The 16183-nt window shown below is 67.8% G+C and carries 12 protein-coding genes (1 of these 12 cut by a window edge); 1 reads left to right on the top strand and 11 read right to left on the bottom strand.

Annotation, left to right across the window (positions count from 1 at the left end; translation table 11 throughout):
* The 7 genes from gshB to QE399_RS08245 form a co-directional block, all read right to left on the bottom strand.
* Positions 1 to 668: the 5' portion of a glutathione synthase gene (gene gshB, locus QE399_RS08275; RefSeq protein WP_309827900.1), read on the bottom strand. It extends 283 nt beyond the left edge of the window; 668 of the gene's 951 nt are visible here — the first part of the coding sequence; its start codon is at positions 666 to 668; its stop codon lies beyond the left edge, outside the window.
* A 25-nt stretch (positions 669 to 693) separates the two neighbouring features.
* Entirely contained in the window at positions 694 to 1881 is a 1188-nt protein-coding gene (locus QE399_RS08270) for a benzoate/H(+) symporter BenE family transporter (protein ID WP_309827898.1), read from the bottom strand.
* A 190-nt stretch (positions 1882 to 2071) separates the two neighbouring features.
* Positions 2072 to 3940, bottom strand: a complete 1869-nt coding sequence (locus QE399_RS08265; protein WP_309827896.1) for a potassium transporter Kup — start codon at positions 3938 to 3940, stop codon at positions 2072 to 2074.
* Positions 3941 to 4126: 186 nt separating this feature from the next.
* Positions 4127 to 5422 carry a glutamate--cysteine ligase gene (gene gshA, locus QE399_RS08260; RefSeq protein ID WP_309827893.1) on the bottom strand — a complete coding sequence of 432 codons (1296 nt, stop codon included), beginning with the start codon at positions 5420 to 5422 and terminating at the stop codon, positions 4127 to 4129.
* A 136-nt stretch (positions 5423 to 5558) separates the two neighbouring features.
* On the bottom strand, positions 5559 to 7025 hold the full coding sequence (locus QE399_RS08255; RefSeq protein WP_309827891.1) for a TrkH family potassium uptake protein: 1467 nt from the start codon (positions 7023 to 7025) through the stop codon (positions 5559 to 5561).
* A 50-nt stretch (positions 7026 to 7075) separates the two neighbouring features.
* On the bottom strand, positions 7076 to 8563 hold the full coding sequence (gene trkA / locus QE399_RS08250; protein ID WP_309827890.1) for a Trk system potassium transporter TrkA: 1488 nt from the start codon (positions 8561 to 8563) through the stop codon (positions 7076 to 7078).
* Positions 8564 to 8628: 65 nt separating this feature from the next.
* Complete coding sequence (locus QE399_RS08245; RefSeq protein WP_309827888.1) at positions 8629 to 9909, bottom strand: glutamate-5-semialdehyde dehydrogenase; 1281 nt, start codon at positions 9907 to 9909, stop codon at positions 8629 to 8631.
* A gap of 200 nt (positions 9910 to 10109) precedes the next feature.
* On the opposite strand from QE399_RS08245, the gene QE399_RS08240 reads away from it, so the two are divergent.
* Entirely contained in the window at positions 10110 to 10397 is a 288-nt protein-coding gene (locus tag QE399_RS08240; RefSeq protein WP_309827887.1) for a hypothetical protein, read from the top strand.
* Positions 10398 to 10403: 6 nt separating this feature from the next.
* On the opposite strand, the gene QE399_RS08235 is transcribed toward QE399_RS08240, so the two are convergent.
* From QE399_RS08235 to leuS, 4 genes are all read right to left on the bottom strand, one after another.
* Positions 10404 to 11738 (bottom strand): NAD(P)/FAD-dependent oxidoreductase, encoded by a 1335-nt coding sequence (locus QE399_RS08235; RefSeq protein WP_309827886.1) that lies wholly within the window; start codon positions 11736 to 11738, stop codon positions 10404 to 10406.
* Positions 11735 to 12787 (bottom strand): DNA polymerase III subunit delta, encoded by a 1053-nt coding sequence (holA, locus tag QE399_RS08230; protein ID WP_309827885.1) that lies wholly within the window; start codon positions 12785 to 12787, stop codon positions 11735 to 11737. The genes QE399_RS08235 and holA overlap by 4 nt, the downstream gene beginning before the upstream one ends.
* Positions 12788 to 12880: 93 nt before the next feature.
* Positions 12881 to 13384, bottom strand: coding sequence for an LPS-assembly lipoprotein LptE (locus QE399_RS08225; RefSeq protein WP_309827884.1), 504 nt, complete (start codon positions 13382 to 13384; stop codon positions 12881 to 12883).
* A 50-nt stretch (positions 13385 to 13434) separates the two neighbouring features.
* Positions 13435 to 16146, bottom strand: a complete 2712-nt coding sequence (gene leuS / locus QE399_RS08220) for a leucine--tRNA ligase (RefSeq protein ID WP_309827883.1) — start codon at positions 16144 to 16146, stop codon at positions 13435 to 13437.
* Positions 16147 to 16183: the final 37 nt, after the last annotated feature.

The following is a 16183-nucleotide window of genomic DNA, read 5'->3' as shown; positions in this document are numbered from 1 at the left end:
AGGCTATAGGGCACGGGCTTGCCGCCGATGACCAGAACGCGTTTGTCGCCTGCGGCGATTTCGGGGAGGAATTTCTGCACCATCACGCTTTCGGCGCCGCCCTTGTTGAGCGTCTCGATGATGCTGCCCAGGTTCATGCCGTCCGGTCCGACCCGGAAGATGCCCATGCCGCCCATGCCGTCCAGGGGCTTGAGGATGATGTCGCGGTGTTCCACATGGAAGCGGCGGATGTCTTCAGCGTCTCGCGTCACCAGCGTGGGGCCGATGAACTGCGGAAATTCCATGATCGCGAGCTTTTCAGGGTGGTCACGCAGCGAGCGGGGCTTGTTGAAGACGCGGGCGCCGTCCCGCTCTGCCTGCTCCAGCAGATGGGTGGCGTAGAAGTACTCGCTGTCGAACGGCGGGTCCTTGCGCATCAGCACGGCACCGAATTCCGCCAGGGGAACAAGCCGGGTGCCCTGGACGGTGAACCACTCATCGGGCTGGCCGCTCAGCGTGATGTCCCGCACCCGGGCCATGACCTTGCTACCGCGCTGCCAGTGGATGTGCTGCGGTTCGCAGACAGCGATGGTGTGGCCGCGCCGCTGCGCCTCGCGCATCATGGCGAAGGTGGTGTCCTTGTAGATCTTGAAATGCTCGATGGGATCGGCGATGAAGAGGATATTCATGGAGAGCACGGTAAAGAGAGGGGCCTCACGCGCTTTGCGCAGGCCGACGCCCGTACTGTTGCACAAATAGCGCGATGCTGCCGGCGACCACGCCCCAGAAGGCCGAGCCCACACCTGCAAGCACCACGCCGCTCAAGGTGACCAGGAAGGTGATGAGCGCCGCTTCGCGGTGCGCCTCGGCGCGCAACGCGGTCGACAGGGCCGTGCCGATGGTTCCCAGCAGTGCCAGGCCTGCAATGCCCACGACGAGTTCGCGCGGGAAAGCCGACAGCACCCCCGTGACGACGGCACCGAAGATGCCGATCCCTATATAGAAGAAGCCGCAGGCGGCCGCTGCGGTGTAGCGCCGAGTGCGGTCTTCATGGGCCTCCGGTCCCATGCAGATGGCCGCGGTGATGGCGCTGAAATTCAGGGCGAATGCGCCGAAGGGTGCCAGCACCAAGGTAACGACTCCGGTCATGGTGATGAGCCTGGACACGGGGAGGTGGTAGCCGGTCGCGCGCATGACGGCCACCCCCGGCAGGTTCTGCGACGCCATCGTCACCACGAAGAGCGGCAAAGCCAGGCTGACCAGTGCTGCCACGCTGAAGGTGGGTGCCGTGAACACCGGCATGGCCAGCCCCAGGTGCACCGCCGCCCATTGCATCTGACCCTGCGCCGCCGTCCAGCCGATGCCCAGCGCCAAGGTCAGCACGACGGCGTACCGGGGCAACCACCGCCGCGCCAGCACATAGCCGGCGAGCATGACCAGGATCAGGCTCAGGCCGGTTTCGGCGGCGTTGAAGGCCTGCAGTCCGAAGCGTGTGAGTACGCCGGCCAGCAGGGCCGAGGCGATCTCCACCGGGATGCGGTTCATCACCCGCTCGAACCAGCCCGTGGCACCGGCCAGCGTGATGAGCACGGCACAGGCCATGAAGGCGCCGATGGCCTCGCCCATGGTGAAACCACCCGCCAGGCCGGCGGTGGCCAGCACCGCCGCGCCTGGGGTGGACCAGGCCACCATCACCGGCTGGCGCAGCCAGAGCGATGGAACCAGGGAACACAGCCCCATGCCGAGCCCCAGCGCCCACATCCAGGACGTGATCTGCTGCGGCGTGGCATGGAAGGCCTGGGCCGCCTGGAACACGATGGCGACGGAACTGGTGAAGCCCACCAGAACGGAAACGAAGCCCGCGGTCGCAGTGGACAGGCTCAGATCTTTGAAAAACGGCATGGGCGCGCATTCTGCCCGCAGCAGCAGGCGCGCTGGGCGCACCGCCCACCACGTCATATTCAAAATTGATAGCTGCTTGCGCTTATGGATATTGGGCTAGATGCCAAAAACACCTCAAACCCTGGACTCCATCGGCGGCAAGCGACTGCAGGCATACGCAGCCCCCGTGCAGGACCGGCAGCCCCGCGGCCTAGATTTCGATCTTCGAGCCCAGCTCCACCACGGCGTTACTCGGCAGGTTGAGGAAGCCCGCCGCGCCGCTGGCGTTGTGGTGCATCTGGGCGAAGAGCTTTTCGCGCCAGGGCGCCATGCCGCTGCCGATGGTGGGAATGACGACGTCGCGCGACAGGAAGTAGCTGGTCGTCATGGTCTCCAGCTCGCAGCCGCGGCCCCGCATGAGCTCCAGCGCCCGGGGCAGGTCGGGGTCGTTCTTGAAGCCGTAGTGCACGATCACCTGCCAGCAGTCGCTGCCCAGCGGCTCGACCTGCAGGCGCTTGTCCAGCCCGATCCAGGGCGTCTGGTGGTTGCGCACCGTGACGAACAGGTTCTGCTGGTGCAGCACCTTGTTGTGCTTCAGGTTGTGCAGCAGGGCGTTGGGCACCGAGCCGGTGTCGGCTGTGAGGAACACGGCCGTGCCCTCCACCCGCGTGGGCGGGTTGATGAACACGGCGGTGAGGAAGTCCTTGAGGTCGATGGCCTCCTCGCGCAGCTTGTCGTTGAGCAGCTCCCGGCCGCGCTTCCAGGTCATCATCAGCGTGAAGACGATGCAGCCGATCATGAGCGGGAACCAGCCGCCGTCGAACAGCTTGAGCAGGTTGGAGCTGAAGAAGGCCAGGTCCACCACGAAGAAGAAGCCGGTGGCGCCGAGGCACAGCGCCAGCGGATAGCCCCAGCCGTAGCGGATCACGAAGAAGGTGAGCACCGTGGTGATCAGCATGTCCAGCGTGACGGCGATGCCGTACGCGGCTGCGAGGTTGCTGCTGGAGCGGAACATCACCACCGCCAGCACGATGGCGACGAACAGCACCCAGTTCACGAAGGGCATGTAGATCTGGCCGGTGTCGCGCACGCTGGTGTGCAGGATGTTCAGGCGCGGCAGATAGCCCAGCTGGATGACCTGCTTGGTCACGCTGAAGGCGCCGGTGATCAGCGCCTGCGAGGCGATGACCGTCGCCATCGTCGCCATGACCACCAGGGGGATCAGCGCCCAGTCGGGGGCCATCATGTAGAACGGGTTCTTGACGGCCTCGGGCTCGGCCAGCAGCAGCGCGCCCTGGCCGAAGTAGTTGATCGTGAGCGCCGGCATCGCCACGCTGAACCAGGCCAGGCGGATGGGCTTCTTGCCGAAGTGGCCCAGGTCGGCATAGAGCGCCTCGGCCCCGGTCACGCAAAGCACCACCGCGCCCAGGATGATGAAGCTGATGCCCGGGTTGTTCCAGATGAAGCCCAGCGCGTGGTGCGGGCTTAAGGCACCGAGGATCTCGGGGTGGCCGACGATGTGCGGGACGCCGAGCGCGGCCAGGGTCAGGAACCAGAGCAGGGTGATCGGCCCGAAATAGCGCCCGATCCCCGCCGTGCCGCGCTTTTGCACGGCAAACAGGCAGAACAGCACCGCCAGCGTGAGCGGAATGACCGCCTTGCGGAAATGGGGCGACACCACCTCCAGCCCCTCGACGGCGGACAGCACCGAAATGGCCGGCGTGATGACGCCGTCGCCATAGAACAGGCAGGTGCCGAAGATGCCCACGGCCAGCAGCGCCTTGCGCAGGCGGGGCTTGTCCTTCACCGCCTGCGAAGCGAGCGCCAACATGGCCACCAGCCCGCCCTCTCCGTGGTTGTCGGCCCGCAGCACCAGGACCACGTACTTGAGGGAGACGATGACCGTCAGCGTCCAGAACAGGATGGACAGCACCCCGTAGATGTTGCCCGGCGTGAAGGGCACATGGCCCGAGCCGAAAATCTCTTTGACCGCGTACAGGACGCTGGTTCCGATGTCGCCGTACACGACACCGATGGCACCCAGCGTGAGCGCTGCGAGCGAGGATTTGGAGCTTGACACTATGCGGAGCGCCCCGGCGCGGTGCCTGCGCGGGGTCGGATTCTTGCGGGACCGCTATTGTGCGCCGCCCGCCCTGCCTCAGCTACGGGCCGCCCGCCTTGTTGCAACGCAACAACTGGCCTCTGGCGTGGCGGGCGCGCCAGTGGCAGGCAGGGCGCGCACGCACCGCGCCGGCCGATCGACCGCTCAGTCGTAGACCTCGGCCTCGGGGTCCGTGGCTTCCAGCTCGTAGCTGGCGGCCAGCATGGCCAGGCGGGCGACCACGCCGTACATGTAGAAGCGGTTGGGCGCGCTGGCGCCGGGCCGGGCGCCGGGCTGCGGCAGGTGCGTGCTGTGCTCGAAAGCCAGAGGCACGAAGCTGGCACCGGGCGCGTTCAGGTTCTCGTCGATACCGCGCTCGGCATGCATGCGGTAGAAGCCGCCCACCACGTAGCGGTCCATCATGTAGACCACGGGTTCGGCCACGGCCTCGTGCACGCGCTCCTGGGTGAGCACGCCCTCCTGGATGATCACGTCGTGGACCTGCTGGCCATCCTTGATGATGGCCATCTTGTTCTTGGTCTTGCGGTTGAGCGCGTCCAGGTCCTTCACGTCGCGCACCGTCATCACGCCCATGCCGTAGGTGCCGTGGTCCGGCTTGACGATGACGAAGGGCTTCTCGTTGATGCCGTATTCCTTGTACTTGCGGCGCACCTTGGTGAGCTGCGCATCCACGGCGCTGCGCAGATGCTCCATGCCCGTGCCCTCGGTGAAGTCCAGCCCCTCCGCGGTGCTGAACAGCGGGTTGATGAGCCAGGGATCGATGCCCAGCAGCTTGCCGAAGCGCTTGGACACCTCTTCATAGCTCTTGAAGTGGCGGCTCTTGCGGCGCACGCTCCAGCCGGCGTGCAGCGGCGGCAACAGATACTGCTCGTGCAGGTCTTCCAGGATGCCCGGCGGGCCGGCCGACAGGTCGTTGTTGAGCAGGATCGTGCAGGGATCGAAGTTCTTCAGCCCCAGGCGGTGCTTGGAGCGGATCACCGGTTCCAGGGTCACGGTGTCGCCGTTGGGCAGCGTGACCGTGGTGGTCTTCTTGATCTCCGGGCTGATGGAGCCCACGCGCACGTTCAGGCCTGCCATGTTGAAGATGCGCTGCAGCTGCACCACGTTCGACAGATAGAACGTGTTGCGCGAGTGGTTCTCCGGAATGATCAGCAGGTTGCGCGCCTCGGGGCAGATTTTCTCGATCGCGGCCATGGCGGCCTGCACGGCCAGCGGGAGCATCTCGGTGGTGAGGTTGTTCCAGCCGCCGGGAAACAGGTTCGTATCGACCGGCGCGAGCTTGAAGCCCGCATTGCGGATGTCCACCGACGTATAGAACGGCGGCGTGTGCTCCATCCACTCCAGGCGGAACCAGCGCTCGATGGCCGGCATGGAGTCGAGGATGCGCTGCTCGAGCTCGTTGATGGGCCCCGTGAGGGCGGTGATGAGATGCGGAACCATGGGAGCCCTCGGGGGAAAGCGGGAAATCGGGGGACGTAGCCTTGAATTGTAGGGAGGACATGGGGGCGCAGACGTAATCCGCAAGCCCGTGCGCCCTCGCCCACCTCCCCGCCCGATCGCCCTCCCCTGCCCCGCCTCAGCGCCGCCAGAAAGCCGGTGTCAGCAGCGCCATGAAGCTCAGGATCTCCAGCCGGCCCAGCAGCATCGCCAGGTTGCAGACCCAGAGCTGGAAATCGGTGAGCACGGCGTAGGACGACGCGGGCCCGAGCTGACCCAGGCCCGGCCCCATGCAGTGCACGCTGGCCAGGATGGCCGAGAAGGCGGTGACCGGGTCCAGGTCGGTGAGCAGCAGCACCATGCTCAGCACGATGACGGTGGCGCCGTACACCAGCATGAAGGCCAGCACCGAGAAGATCATGCGGTGGTCCACGACGGCATTGCCCAGCCGCACCGGCTGCACGGCGCGCGGGTGCACGATGCGCGTCATCTCGCGGCGCGCCTGCTTGAGCAGGATGAGCATGCGCACCATCTTGATCCCGCCTCCCGTGGAGCCGGCGCTGGTGGCCACCCCCGACAGCAGCAGCATGAAGATGGGCGCGAACGCCGGCCAGGCCAGGTAGTCGGTGGTGACGAAGCCGGTGGTGGTGGCCACCGACACGACGTGGAACATGCCGTAGCGCAGCGCGTCGCCCAGCGCGTACACGTCCTTGAGCCACAGCAGCAGCGCCACCAGCAGGCCGCCACCCAGCAGCGCGGCCATGGTGGCGCGCATCTCCGGGTCTCGCCAGAAGCCGCGCAGATGGCGCTTGCGCATGGCCACGAAGTACAGCGCGAAGTTGCAGCTGGCGAACAGCATGAAGACGACGGCGATGGCCTCCAGCACGGGCGAATGGAAGTACGCAAAGCTCAGGTCGTGCGACGACAGCCCGCCCAGGCTCACCGTGGCGAACATGTGCATCAGCGCATCCTCGGGCGTCATGCCGCCCAGCCAATAGGCCAGCGCGCAGGCCACGGAGAACAGCGCATAGACGCCCCACAGGCCCTTGGCCGTCTCGGTCATGCGCGGGGTGAGCTTGGTGTCCTTGACCGGGCCCGCCGCCTCGGCCTTGAACAGCTGGCTGCCGCCCACGCCCAGCAGCGGCAGCACGGCCACGGCCAGGATCAGGATGCCCATGCCGCCGATCCACTGCATGAAGGTGCGCCACATGTTGATGGACAGCGGCAGCTGGTCGAGCTGCGTCATCACCGTCCCGCCGGTGGTGGTGAGGCCCGACACGGCCTCGAAATACGCGTGCGTGAACGACAGGGGCCGGCCGATCTGGTGTGTGGCCAGCATCAGCGGCAGCGCGGCGAACAGCGGCAGCACCACCCAGACCATCGACACCAGCATCACCCCGTGGCGCGGCAGCAGCTCGCGCCGGTAGGCGTTGGTGTTGATCCACAGCACGCCGCTCACCACCCAGGTGATGCCGATGGACCACACGTAGGCGGGCCACAGCCCGTCGTCGGCGTACCACGAGGTCGCCAGCGGCACGGCCATGGAGGTGGCGAACATCGCCAGCAACACGCCCAGGACGCGCAATACGGGAAGCAGGTCGGCCATGGAAATTGCCAGGGAAGAAGGGAGAGTAGGGTTGCGCGGCCGCGGGCCGGTCAGAAGAACGTGGCGCTCACGCGGAAGAGCTTCTCCACCTCGCGCACCAGGCGCTTGTGCGGCAGGAAGAACACCACGTGGTCGTTGCTCTCGATCACCGTGTGGCTGCGCGGGATGATCACCTCCACGGCGGACTCGCCCGCCGGCGCGGCGGCCGCGGCCGCGCTGGCCGCACCGTCGGAGCCTTCATCGTGCGGCAGGCCGCGCACGATCAGGCCCATGTGCACCTCGGCCGGCAGGTGGATCTCGCTGACCTTGCGGCCCACCACGCGCGAACTCTTGCGGTCGCCCCGCGCCACGATCTCCAGCGCCTCGGCCACGCCGCGGCGCAGGCTGTGCACGGCCTGCACGTCGCCGCGGCGCACATAGGCCAACAGTTCGCCCAGCATGGCCTGCGCGGGCGAAAGGGCGATGTCGATCTGCGTGCCGTGCATCAGGTCGGCATAGCTGCGCCGGTTGATGAGCGCCAGCACGCGGCTGGCGCCCATGCGCTTGGCCAGCAGGCAGGCCATGATGTTGTCCTCGTCGTCATCGGTGAGCGCCAGGAACAGGTCCACCTCTTCGATGTTCTCGTCGCCCAGCAGGTCCTCGTCGGTGGTGTCGCCCTGCAGCACGAGGATGTCGGACGGCAGGCGCGAGGCCAGCGCCACGCAGCGCTCGGCGTTCTCCTCGATGATCTTCACGTTGAAACCGCCCAGCTGCGACAGCTGCCGCGCCAGCCGCTCGCCCACGCGGCCGCCGCCGGCCATCATGATGCGGCGCACCGGGCGCGCGGGCTGCCCCTCGCGGCGGTGCAGGGCCGACAGCACCTGCGGGATCTGCTCGCGCGCCGACAGCACGAACACCTCGTCGCCCGGCTCCACACGGGTGTTGCCGTCGCAGGCGATGAACCGGTCGGGCTCCTCGGGAAAGCGCCGGTAGATGGCCACGATGCGCATGGCCACGTCGGGGGCCGTCTCGCGCATGGTGGCGATGCGCATGCCCACCATGGGCGCACCAGAGCGCGCGCGCACCGAGACCAGGCAGGCCCGCCCGCCCGCGAACAGGCGCACCTGCAGCGCTTCGGGGTATTCCACCAGCTTGCCGATGTAGCGCGTGAGCGATTCCTCGGGGCAGATGATGCGGTCCACGCCGAAGCCGTCCTTGCCCAGCAGCGCGCTGTGCTCTTCCAGGTCGAAGCCGGAGGAGCGCACGCGGGCGATGCGGGTGGGGATGCTGAACAGCAGCTGCGCCACCTTGCAGCAGACCAAGTTGGTCTCGTCCTGCGCGGCGCAGGCGATCAGCAGGTCGGTGTCGCGCGCCCCGGCCTCGGCCAGCACGGCCGGGTCGATGCCGTTGCCCACCACGCCCCGCAGGTCGAACCGTGCCTCCAGGTCGCGCAGGCGCTCGGCGTCGGTGTCGATGACGGTGATGTCGTTCTTCTCGGACACCAGGCTGTCGGCCACGCTGTAGCCCACGCGCCCGGCGCCGAGGATGATGATCTTCATGGTGAAATCGGCCTCTAGCCCAACAGGGACAAGCGCAGTCAGCTATCGAAACAGGAGTGACGCGATCACGCGCGGATCTCGCCGTCCCCCAGCACCACGTACTTGAGGGAGGTGAGCCCCTCGATGCCCACCGGGCCGCGGGCGTGGAATTTGTCGGTGCTGATGCCGATCTCGGCGCCCAGGCCGTACTCGAAGCCGTCCGCAAAGCGGGTGCTGGCGTTGACCATCACGCTGGCGGAATCCACCTCGCGCAGAAAGCGCTGCGCGTGCATGTGGTCGCGCGTGAGGATCGCGTCGGTGTGGTGGCTCGAATAGCGGTTGATGTGCGCGATGGCTTCGTCGATGCCGTCCACCACCTTGATGCTGATGATGGGCGCCAGGTATTCCTCGCTCCAGTCCTGCTCGGTGGCGGGCACGACCAGCGCGCCGGGCACGTCCGCCAGCAGCGCCACCGACTCGGGGCAGCCGCGCATCTCCACGCCCTTGGCGGCGTACACCACGCCGATCTGCGGCAGGAACTCGGCCGCCACACCCCGCGCCACCAGCAGGCCTTCGCTGGCGTTGCAGGGGCTGTACTTGTTCGTCTTGGCGTTGTCGGCCACCTTCACGGCCATGGCCACGTCCACGGGCGAGTCCACGTAGGTGTGGCAGTTGCCGTCCAGGTGCTTGATGACGGGCACCTTGGCCTCGCGGCTGATGCGCTCGATCAGGCCCTTGCCGCCGCGCGGAATGATCACATCCACGTACTGCGGCATGGCGATCAGCTGGCCCACGGCCTCGCGGTCGGTGGTCTGCACCAGTTGCACAGCGTCTTCGGGCAGGCCGGCCTCGGCCAGGGCCTGCTGCACCAGGCGGGCCAGCGCCTTGTTGGAGTCGATGGCCTCGGAGCCGCCGCGCAGGATGCAGGCGTTGCCGCTCTTGATGCTCAGGCTGGCAGCCTCGATGGTCACGTTGGGCCGGCTCTCGTAGACCATGCCGAACACGCCGATCGGCACGCGCATCTGCCCCACGCGGATGCCGCTGGGCTGCTGCTTCATGCCGATGATCTCGCCGATGATGTCCGGCATGGCGGCCAGCTGCTCGCAGCCCAGGGCGCAGGTTTCCAGCACCTTGGGGGTCAGGCGCAGGCGGTCCACCATGGGATCGGACAGGCCGTTCGCCACGGCGCGTTCCAGATCCTTGGCGTTGTCGGCCTGCAGGGCTTGCACGTTCTCGCGCAGCAGGCGGGCCAGGGCCAGCAGCGCTTTGTTTTTGATAGCTGCCGGCGCCCGCGCCACCTGCGCAGAGGCCGTTTTTGCCTGCAAGCCAAGCGTCTGGGTGTATTCGGCGATGTTGAGCGCGTTCATGGGGCCCGATTGTGGCGCAGATGCCCTGTCCCGCGCCGCCTTGGGCCGATCCGGCCTCCAGCCCGGCAGGGCTTGCTTCTGTATTCATAGCTGCTGGCGCTTTACCTGTCTGGCGTGCAAGCCCAAAACACCTCGAAAATCCTGCAGACCGCGAGGGCGTTACGCTTGGCGACTTCCTCCACGGCCCCTCCCGCCCTGCCATGCCCCTCTCTGCCACCGATGCCCTGCCGTCGCTGCATGCCGATCTGGCGCGCCTGCGCCGAGGCGAACTCACCGCCCATGCCTTCAGTGCCCGCGCCCGGGACACCGCCCCCCTGCTGGCCGCGCTGCCCGCCCGCTACGCCGAGGTGCTGCATGGCCTGCTCGACCGGCTGGAGTCCGGCGCGCTGTTTTCCGAAGAGAGCTGCTCCTTCAGCCAGAAGGACCTGATCGACAGCCTGCAAATGTGGCTCGACAAGGCGGGGGCCGCTCTGCCGCCGCAGGGCTGACGCGCGCTACGACTCCGCCCGCCCCGCCCACTTTTCCTTGGCGAGGTAGGCCCGCACGCCCAGGCCCCTGAAAGGCTCCGGCGGCATGCGCGTGGGGCGGCCCACGGCCAGGGCATCGGCGATCAGCGGATGGTCCTGGCCCAGCGCCAGGTCGGCCGCCAGCGCGCCCAGTACCGTGTGCTTGACCACGCCGGCCCCGTTGCAGCCGGCCACGCCGTGCACCTGCGGCGCAAAGCGTCCCCAGCGCGGCGCGCCATTGCGCGTCATGGCGATGGCCCCCTCCCAGAAGTGCGCCAGTGGCACCTCGTCGGCCAGTGACGGAAAGCGCGCAGCGAACACGGCCGCGTGCGTGCGCCGCACCCGCTCGCGCACGGTCGCCGGCACGCGGAAGCCAGACGCATATTCCACGCCCTGGCGTACCAGGATGCGGTGGTCGTCCGTGTAGCGCAGCGTGGCGCCGGTGATGGCGTTCACCGGCGTCACGCCCCAGCCCGCAGGCGCTCCGAGCCGCGCGCGCTGCGCGGGCGTGAGCGGCTCGGTGAGCGATGCAAAGGTGGCGAGCGGAAAGGTCTCGCCGCGGAACAGCCCCAGCTGCTGCGCGAAGCCGTTCGTGGCCAGCAGCAGTTGCGGCGCGGTGACGCTGCCGCCCGCCGTGCGCGCCACCACATGGTTGCCGGACAGGTCGAGGGACGCCACCGGCGAGCGCTCGTACAGCGTGACGCTGCCCGGCAGCGCATCCGCCAGCCCGCGGCACAGCGCGGCGGGGTTCAGCAGCACCGTGCCCGGCGTGTAAAGGCCGACCCGAAAGTAGTCCGTGCCCAGCCGCGCCGCCAGGCCGCTGCGGTCGAGAAGCTCCTGCGGCTGGCCGTGCCGGCGCAGTGCTTCGACATGGTGCGCCAGCGTGCGTTCTGCCGCGGGCGAGACGGCGCAGTGGTACTTGCCGGCACGCCGCCACTGGCAGTCGGTGGCGTGCGCGGCCACCAGCCGCTCCAGGTCGGCCATGCCGGCGTCCAGCAGGCGCTGGTAATGCGCGGCCTGGCGCAGTTCCTCCATCGAGCTGCCGACGTTGTGCGGCACGTCGATGGCGAAGCCGGAATTGCGGCCCGAGGCGTTGTCGCCCACGGTGCCCGCCTCCACCAGCGCGATGTGCGCGTGCGGGCGCAGCTCGGCCAGGCGCCGCGCCGCCGCCAGGCCGGCGTAGCCCGCGCCCAGCACCAGCCAGTCGGCGCGGACGTCGCCCGCCAAGGCATGGCGCGGCGTGCGTGCCGGCAGGATGGCGGACCAGCCGTTGTCGGTATCGTGCTGTGGGGCGCGCAGCGTGCGCGGCGGGGGGCGGCTCACCGGGCCACGCAGGCCTTGCACAGCTGCAGCGCCAGCCGCTGCAGGGCCTGCCAGCCGTCGGCCGGCCAGTCGGGGACCTTGAGGCCTTTGACGATGCCGTCCACCGTGTGGGCGGACTGCAGCAGGCGCGCCGCGGTGGCGTCGTTCAGGCGCGGCAGCACGCGCTCGAACAGCCGTTCCTTGGGGCCCCAGACGCGGTTCTCGCGCAGGGCCATGGGCAGGGGCTTGCCGGCGTTCATGGCGTCCTTCACGCGCTTCAGTGCGCGGATGTCCTCGGCCAGCGCCCAGTGCACCAGCACCTCGGCCTCGCCTTCGGCCTGCAGGCCGTCGAGCATGCGCTGCACGCGCAGCACCTGGCCGGAGAGCACCGCCTCGGACAGCTTGAACACGTCGTAGCGCGCCACGTTGAGCACGGCGGATTCGACTTGGCTCCACGACAGCTCGCCCGGCGGGTGCAGCAGCGCGAGTTTCTGGATCTCCTGGTGCGCGGCCAGCAGGTTGCCTTCCACGCGGTCGGCAAAGAACTGCAGCGTGCGCTGGCCTTCTTCGCCCGGCGCCACGCGCTGGCCCTGCGCGCCCAGGCGCTGGGCGATCCATTGCGGCAGCGCGCCGCGCTCCACCGGGTCGATCTGCACGCTGACACCGTGGCCGTCCAGCGCGCTGAACCAGGCGCCGGTGCGGGTCGCCTTGTCCAGGCGCGGCAGCATCACCAGGGTGAGCGTGCTGTCGTTGCCCTGCGCGCTTTCGGCGATCTGCTGCAGGGCGACGCTGCCGTCCTTGCCCGGCTTGCCCGAGGGAATGCGGATCTCGACGATCTGTTTGTCGGCGAAAAGGGACAGCGAGCCGCCGGCGGCCAGCACGGCGCTCCAGTCGAAGTGCGCCCCCGCCACCGTGTAGCTGCTGCGCTCGGTGTAGCCCTGCGCGCGCGCCGCGGCGCGGATGGCGTCGGCCGCCTCCTGCTGCAGCAGCGGCTCGTCGCCGTGCAGGGTGTAGAGCGACCGCACGCCCTTGCTCAATTGGGCCGGCAGCTGGTTCAGTGCAAGTTGCATGGGTGGTGAGGCAAAAAAGCCATCAGCGCTTATGCATCAAGCGTCTGCAGCTATCAAAACAGGAATGCACCGTCTCCAGCGCGGACGCCCCTCTCAAGGCCGTGCCGGCGGCTTGATAGCGGCGAGTCGCCGCATGAGCTGCATCACCAGGTCGCTCTGCATGTCCCGGAAGAGCATGGCCTCTTCACCCTCTTTGGACAGCGCGATGGTTTCGTTGTAGGTGATGTCGCGTTGCTGGAGGAGTTCTGTGTCGGGAATCCATTCGTCCCCCTGCGGACCGCGCAGGCGGAAGCGCACGCGCAGGCGCAGTTGCAGCTCGCGTACCTGACCGGATGCGTTCTGGCCTACCACCACGCGCTCCTGCCGCTCGGAGAGGATATCGACGGTGGCCTCGGCCTGCGCTTGCTGCGCGGGCTCGGTCAGAACCGTCAGCTTGCCGCCGGAGGCTTGCAGTTGTCGGCGCAGTTCGCGCACGAAGGCCGACGTGCCGGGCACGTACAGCGTGGCGAAACCGAATTCCGGCGCGCCACGCAGGCGGAAGCCGCAGGCGGCCAACGGCGTGGCGGCCAGCGCGATCAGAAGGGTGCGTTTGTGCATGGACGGTTCCTGGTGGCGGTGGCCGGACGGGTTTGGTAGACGGGCCACGGTCAGACGACGACGTTCACCAGCCGGCCCGGCACCACGATGACCTTCTTGGGCGCCGCGCCGTTGGCGAAGGCCTGGAAGTCGGGGCTGGCCAGCGCGATGCGCTCGATCTCGGCCTTGTCGGCCGAGGCGGGCACCAGGATGGCGCCGCGCAGCTTGCCGTTGACCTGCAGCATCAGCTGCAGCTCGTCCTGCACCAACGCCGCGGCATCCACCTGGGGCCAGGGAGCGTCCAGCAGATCACCGAGCGCGCCGGCATAGCCCAGCCCGTTCCACAGGCTGTGCGCGATGTGCGGCGTGGCCGGGTACAGCGCCCGCAGCAGGATGCCGAAGCCTTCGATCAGTGCGACCTGCGCGCCCGCGCTGTCCGTCGCCTTGAAGTCTTCCAGCGCGTTGATCATCTTCATCGCGCCGGACACCACGGTGTTGTACTGCATGCGCTGGTAGTCGTAGTCCACCTGCTTGAGCACGGTGTGGATCTCCAGCCGCAGGGCCTTGGCCTCCTTGCTGAACTCCACGTCCTTCAGGCTGCCGGCGCTTGCCACGCTTGCGGTAGCCGCTCCCATATCCATAGCGGACAGCTTGACGCCGAAGTTCCACACGCGGCGCAGAAAGCGGTAGCTGCCTTCCACCGCCGCGTCGTTCCATTCCAGCGTGGCCTCGGGCGGGGCGGTGAACATGGTGTACAGGCGGGCCGTGTCGGCGCCGTACTTCTCGATCAGGTCCTGCGGATCGACGCCGTTGTTCTTGGACTTGGACATGGTGCCCACGCCCTCGTAGTCGATGGGCGTGCCCACGGGCAGCAGGCCGTCGCCGCTCGTGGCCTCGTTCTTGAGCTTGGCGCCGATGATCTTGCCGCCTTCATCGAGCACATGCTCCACATCGTGCGGCCAGAAGTAATCCTTGCCGCCCTTGGCGGTGCGGCGGCTGTAGATGTGGTTGAGCACCATGCCCTGGGTGAGCAGCTTGGTGAAAGGCTCGTCCACGGCCACCAGCCCCAGGTCGCGCATGACCTTGGTCCAGAAGCGCGCGTACAGCAGGTGCAGGATGGCGTGCTCGATGCCGCCGATGTACTGGTCCATCGGCATCCAGTACTTGGCGCCTTCGGCCACCATGGCCTCGCTGTTCTTCGGGTCGCAGTAGCGCATGAAGTACCACGACGAATCCACGAAGGTGTCCATGGTGTCGGTTTCGCGGCGCGCGGCCTTGCCGCAGACCGGGCAGGTCACGCCGGCATGGAAGCCCTCGTGCTTGTGCAGCGGGTTGCCCGAGCCGTCGGGGATGCAGTCCTGCGGCAGCACCACGGGCAGATCCTTCTCGGGGACCGGCACGGCGCCGTGCTCGTCGCAATGGATGATGGGGATCGGCGTGCCCCAGTAGCGCTGGCGGCTGACGCCCCAGTCGCGCAGGCGCCAGGTGGTCTTGAGTTCGCCCAGGCCCTTCTCGTGCAGCGCATGGGCCACGGCGGCCACGGCTTCCTTGTATGACAGGCCGCTGAAATTGTCGGAGTTGATGGTGACGCCCTGGACCTTGTCGCCGTACCAGTCCTGCCAGCGGTGGTAGTCGAAGGTCTCGCCGTCGACCAGCACCACCTGCTTGATCTCCAGGCCGTACTTGAGCGCGAAGGCGAAGTCACGCTCGTCGTGCGCCGGCACACCCATCACGGCGCCGTCGCCATAGCCCATCAGCACGTAGTTGCCCACCCACACCTCCACCGGTTCTTCGGTGAGCGGATGGGTCACGGTCAGGCCCGTGCGCATGCCCTTCTTTTCCTGCGTGGCCAGCTCGGCCTCGGTGGTGCCGCCGGTCTTGCATTCCTCGATGAAGGCAGCCAGCTCGGGGTTGCTGCGCGCAGCGTGCGCAGCCAGCGGGTGCTCGGGCGCCACGGCGCAGAAGGTCACGCCCATGATGGTGTCGGCGCGCGTGGTGAACACGTACATCCTGCCGTCGCCGATCAGCTTGCCGTCATCGCCCTGGATGTCGTGGGTGAAGGCAAAGCGCACGCCTTCGCTCTTGCCGATCCAGTTCTCCTGCATCAGCTTGACGCGCTCCGGCCAGCCGGGCAGCTTGTCGCCGGTCACGAAGTCGAGCAGCTCTTCGGCGTAGTCGGTGATCTTGAGGTAGTAGCCGGGGATCTCGCGCTTCTCGACCACGGCGCCCGTGCGCCAGCCCTTGCCGTCGATGACCTGCTCGTTGGCCAGCACGGTCTGGTCCACCGGATCCCAGTTCACGACCTGGGTCTTGCGGTAGGCGATGCCCTTCTCCAGCATCTTGAGGAACAGCCACTGGTTCCATTGGTAGTACTCGGGGTCGCAGGTGGCGACCTCACGGCTCCAGTCGATGGCCAGGCCCATGGCCTGCATCTGCTTCTTCATGTACGCGATGTTCTCGTACGTCCACTTCGCAGGCGGCACGCCGTTCTTCAGCGCGGCGTTCTCGGCCGGCAGGCCGAAGGCGTCCCAGCCCATGGGCATCAGCACGTTGTGGCCGTTCATGCGCAGGTAGCGCGTGAGCATGTCGTTGATCGTGTAGTTGCGCACGTGTCCCATGTGCAGCTTGCCGCTGGGGTAGGGCAGCATGGAGCAGGCGTAGAACTTCTTCTTGGGCTCACCCCGCGCGTCGCGCGCGTCCTCGTTCACACGGTAGGCATCGGCAGCCGCCCAATGGCTGTGGGCGGCGCGCTCGACTTCGGAGTGGATGTATTTGTCTTGCATGGATGGACGGGCCGCGCGGATGCGGCCCCGATGGGTG

The sequence above is a fragment of the Paracidovorax wautersii genome (genome assembly GCF_031453675.1).
Taxonomy (GTDB): Bacteria; Pseudomonadota; Gammaproteobacteria; order Burkholderiales; family Burkholderiaceae_C; genus Paracidovorax.
This window is presented reverse-complemented; position numbering and strand designations above follow the sequence as displayed.

Excerpts from the sequence above, each read along its gene's own strand:
- QE399_RS08270 (WP_309827898.1), bottom strand. The coding sequence starts at position 1,881 with ATGCCGTTTTTCAAAGATCTGAGCCTGTCCACTGCGACCGCGGGCTTC.
- gshA (WP_309827893.1), bottom strand. The coding sequence starts at position 5,422 with ATGGTTCCGCATCTCATCACCGCCCTCACGGGGCCCATCAACGAGCTC.
- QE399_RS08255 (WP_309827891.1), bottom strand. The coding sequence starts at position 7,025 with ATGGCCGACCTGCTTCCCGTATTGCGCGTCCTGGGCGTGTTGCTGGCG.
- trkA (WP_309827890.1), bottom strand. The coding sequence starts at position 8,563 with ATGAAGATCATCATCCTCGGCGCCGGGCGCGTGGGCTACAGCGTGGCC.
- QE399_RS08245 (WP_309827888.1), bottom strand. The coding sequence starts at position 9,909 with ATGAACGCGCTCAACATCGCCGAATACACCCAGACGCTTGGCTTGCAG.
- QE399_RS08240 (WP_309827887.1), top strand. The coding sequence starts at position 10,110 with ATGCCCCTCTCTGCCACCGATGCCCTGCCGTCGCTGCATGCCGATCTG.
- holA (WP_309827885.1), bottom strand. The coding sequence starts at position 12,787 with ATGCAACTTGCACTGAACCAGCTGCCGGCCCAATTGAGCAAGGGCGTG.
- QE399_RS08225 (WP_309827884.1), bottom strand. The coding sequence starts at position 13,384 with ATGCACAAACGCACCCTTCTGATCGCGCTGGCCGCCACGCCGTTGGCC.
- leuS (WP_309827883.1), bottom strand. The coding sequence starts at position 16,146 with ATGCAAGACAAATACATCCACTCCGAAGTCGAGCGCGCCGCCCACAGC.